Below are 4262 nucleotides of genomic sequence, written 5' to 3'. Positions count from 1 at the left end.
GGGGGGAGCTTTCGCGGCGGGCCGGGGGGTCAGACCCGGCCGGCCGCGGGGGTGGCCGCGAAGTGCTCGCGCAGCACGGCCAGCACCTCGGCGGGCCGCTCCGAGAGGAAGAAGTGGCCGCCGGAGAAGACCCGCAGGTCGGAGTCGGCCTCGGTGTGCCCGCTCCAGTCGCGGGCCTCCTCCAGCGACGTCCGGGGATCGGCGTCCCCGGTCAGCACGGTCACCGGGCAGCGCACCCGCGCGCCGGGCTCGCAGCGGTAGGTCTCCACGGCCCGGTAGTCGCTGCGGATGGCGGGCAGCACCATGCGCAGCACCTCCTCGTCGTCGAGGAGCTGGGAGTCCGTGCCGTTCAGGGCGCGCAGTTCGGCGATCACCCCGTCGTCGTCGAGCGTGTGCACCCGCTCGTCGCGGGTCCGGGACGGCGCACGGCGGCCCGAGGCGAACAGCCGCACCGGACCGGAGCCGGCCCGCTCCATGCGACGGGCCACCTCGAACGCCACCAGGGCGCCCATGCTGTGCCCGAAGAAGGTCAGCGGACGGTCGTCCCAGCCCGCCAGCGCCGCCGTGACCCCGTCCGCGAGTTCGGCCACCGAGGCGGGCCCGGGCTCACTGCGGCGGTCCTGCCGTCCGGGGTACTGGATGGCGACCACGTCGACATCGGGGCTCAGCGCGGTGGCGACGGGCACGTAGAAGCTCGCCGACCCGCCGGCGTGCGGGAAGCACACCAGACGGTCGGCCGCCTCGGGAGAGGGCCGGAACCTGCGGATCCACAGGTCGGACGGGGTGGAGCTCATGAAACGTGGATGTCCTTCCATCGGGTGACGAGCCGTCGGGCCTGCGCGGCCCGACGGACGTCAGGCGTCCTCGGCGTCGGGCCCGTAGACCTCGACCCGGTCGGTGACACGGCGGACGTGGATGCACTCGCCGGGGCACTCCTTGGCCGAGTCGACGACGTCGGTGAGCACGTCCAGCGGAATGCGCGTGGTCGCACCGGGCGTCTGGAGCAGCTCGTCCTGCTCGCTCTTCACATAGGCCAGACCGTCGATGTCCAGCTCGAAGATCTCGGGCGCGTACTGGGCGCAGATGCCGTCACCGGTGCACAGTTCCTGGTCGATCCAGACTTCCAGGTCTTCGTCGTTCGTCGTCTGGGGGGACATTCACACCTGCCTGGCGGAGTCGTGGTGGAGATCGGGGGAGGGGCGGAGAAGGGGAAACGCGGTGATCAGGTCGGGCGGGACGGCGTCCGCCGGGTCAGACCCGCATGGGCTGCGGCGCGTCACGGCGGGCCGGGTCCGGACCGTCGTACTCGCGGATGATCTCGTACCGCGTGTTGCGCTCCACCGGGCGGAAGCCGGCGTCGCGGATCAGGTCGAGCAGGTCCTCGCGGGTCAGCTTGTCCGGGGTGCCGTACTGGTCGGCGTCGTGCGTGATCTTGTACTCGACGACCGAGCCGTCCATGTCGTCGGCGCCGTGCTGCAGCGCCAGCTGCGCCGTCTGCACGCCGTGCATGACCCAGAAGACCTTGACGTGCGGCACGTTGTCGAACAGCAGCCGCGACACCGCGAAGGTCCTCAGCGCCTCCGCGCCGGTGGCCATCTGCGTCCGCGCCTGGAGCCGGTTGCGGATCTTGCCGTCCTTCATGTCGACGAAGTCGTGCTGGTACCGCAGCGGGATGAAGACCTGGAAACCGCCGGTCTCGTCCTGGAGTTCACGCAGCCGCAGCACGTGGTCCACGCGGTGGCGGCGCTCCTCGATGTGGCCGTAGAGCATGGTGCACGGGGTCTTCAGACCCTTCTCGTGCGCCAGGCGGTGGATGCGGGACCAGTCCTCCCAGTGGGTGCGGTGGTCCACGATGTGCTGCCGGACCTCCCAGTCGAAGATCTCCGCGCCGCCGCCGGTGAGCGACTCGAGTCCCGCGTCGATCAGTTCGTCGAGGATGTCGGAGGCCGACATGCCGGAGATCGTCTCGAAGTGGTGGATCTCGGTGGCGGTGAACGCCTTCAGCGACACGTTCGGCAGCGCCGCCTTCAGCTCGCGCAGCGACCGCGGGTAGTAGCGCCACGGCAGGTTCGGGTGCAGGCCGTTGACGATGTGCAGCTCGGTGAGGTTCTCGCCCTCCATCGCCTTGGCGAGCCTGACGGCCTCCTCGATGCGCATCGTGTACGCGTCCTTCTCACCCGGCTTGCGCTGGAAGGAGCAGTACGCGCACGACGCGGTGCACACGTTGGTCATGTTCAGGTGACGGTTGACGTTGAAGTGGACGACGTCGCCGTTCTTCCGCGTCCGCACCTCGTGGGCGAGCCCGCCGAGCCACGCCAGGTCGTCCGACTCGTAGAGCGCGAGACCGTCCTCACGGGTCAGCCGCTCACCGGAGCGGACCTTCTCCTCCAGCTCGCGCTTGAGCCCAGTGTCCATGGCCGGGGTCCTCCTCGGTCAGTGCCTCACGGCACACGTAGTGGGTCCGAGCACGCTCAGCACGTGGCTCGTCGGCCCCGGGGCGGAACGAACTCCCGCGAACCGTGGACCGGCCGACCCGCCCGGGGACGGTCGGGCGGGACGGGCACGGCCGCACCATCCGGCGGTCGCACCGAAACCGTCCGGCAGGAACCCGTGGGGCCGGCCGCGATCCGGATGCCACGGGCCCCGGCCGGACGACGGGACATCGACACCGCGGCGAGTGGGGCACTTCCCATCCTGGCGGAGGGCAGTCTGGGGAAACCCCCATACCCGCAACGGGTTTGCTGGGGGCCACGGCCCCGTGCCGCCCGGCACGTCCCTGGCCGAACGGCAGACAAGGAAGCCACCGCCCATGACGTCACCACTGACCCTGGCGCACTCGCCGTGCCCCAACGACACGTTCGTCTTCCACGCCTGGACCGAGGGGCTGCTCCCCGGGGCGCCCGAGCCGCGGCTCACCTTCGCCGACATCGACATCACCAACGGCATGGCCGAGCGCGCCGAGCTGGACGTCCTGAAGATCTCCTACGGCGTACTGCCCCACGTCCTCGAGGACTATGCACTGCTGCCGTGCGGCGGCGCCCTCGGGCACGGCTGCGGCCCCCTCGTCCTGTCCGCCGAACCCCGTGAGCCCGCGGCGCTGACCGGCGCCCGCATCGCCGTCCCCAGCACCGGCTCCACCGCCTACCTGCTGTTCCGGCTGTGGGCCGCCGACGCCGTGCCGGACGGCGTCGGGGACATCGTCGTCCTGCCGTTCCACGAGATCATGCCCGCCGTCCGCGACGGCCGCGTCGACGCCGGACTGGTCATCCACGAGGCCCGCTTCACCTACCGCCGCCACGGCCTGCACAGCGTCGCCGACATGGGCGAGGAGTGGGAGAAGCGGACCGGCCTGCCCATCCCCCTCGGCGCCATCGTCGCCCGCCGCTCCCTCGGCGAACCCCTGCTGCACGAGATCGCCGGCGCCGTACGGGCCTCCCTGCGCGCCGCCCGCCACGACCCCGACGCCTCCCGCGACTACGTCCTGCGCCACGCCCAGGAGATGGAACCCGACGTCGTCGACCAGCACATCGACCTCTACGTCAACGAGTTCACCGCCGACCTCGGCCAGGACGGACTGAGCGCCGTCCGCACCCTGCTGGACAGCTCCGCCCGGCTGGGCCTGCTGCCCCCGCTCCCGGACGGCGCACTGGACGTGACGGCCCGCCTCTGAGATCGCCCGGCGACGGAACGACAACGCTAGAAGTTCTCTTAGAGCCCCCGGCCGAAGCACGGGAACCGACCGGCCACCTCCCCATAATCGCCCTGGAGGACGGCCCGGCACCGGGAGCGCCAAGGCCGTCCACCGCGAGGGCGCACACCACGCAGCCCGCCCTCGCCGGCCCCGGCGTCCACGGCGCCGGGGCCGACGCCGATGGCCCGCGCCCCACCGGCGAGCCGCCGCGCCCGCCGCCGAAGGGAGACCGATCCGTGAGCTCCGTGAGCGAGGACAGGCTTCGCGACTTCCTGACCCGAGTCTCCGCCGACCTCCAGCGCACCCGTGCCCGGCTCCGTCAGGTCGAGGCCAAGGCCACGGAACCCATCGCCGTCGTCTCCATGAGCTGCCGCTACCCCGGCGGCGTACGCACGCCCGAAGACCTGTGGCGCCTCGTCGACACCGGCACGGACGGCATCTCCGGCTTCCCCGAGAACCGCGGCTGGGACCTCGACGCCCTCTACCACCCCGACCCCGCCCACCCCGGCACCTGCTACACCCGGGAAGGCGGCTTCCTGCACGACGCCGCCGACTTCGACCCCGCCTTCTT

Annotated in this window: 5 protein-coding genes; 2 read left to right on the top strand and 3 right to left on the bottom strand. The window is 71.7% G+C overall.

The features are described 5' to 3' along the window. Positions 1-29 precede the first annotated feature (29 nt). From CCN29_RS32190 to mqnE, 3 genes are all read right to left on the bottom strand, one after another. The gene (locus CCN29_RS32190) at positions 30-794 is read right to left on the bottom strand and encodes a thioesterase II family protein (RefSeq protein ID WP_006130283.1); all 765 of its coding nucleotides are present in this window, start codon (positions 792-794) and stop codon (positions 30-32) included. Positions 795-854: 60 nt separating this feature from the next. Further along, the gene (locus CCN29_RS32185) at positions 855-1157 is read right to left on the bottom strand and encodes a ferredoxin (protein ID WP_006130282.1); all 303 of its coding nucleotides are present in this window, start codon (positions 1155-1157) and stop codon (positions 855-857) included. 94 nt (positions 1158-1251) lie between these two features. Further along, positions 1252-2415: an aminofutalosine synthase MqnE gene (mqnE, locus tag CCN29_RS32180; protein ID WP_006130281.1), complete on the bottom strand. Its 1164-nt coding sequence runs from the start codon at positions 2413-2415 to the stop codon at positions 1252-1254. A gap of 394 nt (positions 2416-2809) precedes the next feature. On the opposite strand from mqnE, the gene CCN29_RS32175 reads away from it, so the two are divergent. Together CCN29_RS32175 and CCN29_RS32170 are read left to right on the top strand one after the other, a co-directional pair. Next, the gene (locus CCN29_RS32175; protein WP_086686059.1) at positions 2810-3670 is read left to right on the top strand and encodes a 1,4-dihydroxy-6-naphtoate synthase; all 861 of its coding nucleotides are present in this window, start codon (positions 2810-2812) and stop codon (positions 3668-3670) included. Positions 3671-3927: 257 nt separating this feature from the next. Then, on the top strand, positions 3928-4262 hold a 335-nt coding region (locus tag CCN29_RS32170), incomplete at its 3' end, for a beta-ketoacyl synthase N-terminal-like domain-containing protein (protein ID WP_143661443.1).

It is taken from the genome of Streptomyces pseudogriseolus, from assembly GCA_002154585.1.
In the GTDB taxonomy this organism is placed as follows: domain Bacteria; phylum Actinomycetota; class Actinomycetes; order Streptomycetales; family Streptomycetaceae; genus Streptomyces; species Streptomyces pseudogriseolus.
Note: the sequence above shows the minus strand (reverse complement) of the source record. Positions and strands in the feature narration are given on the sequence as shown.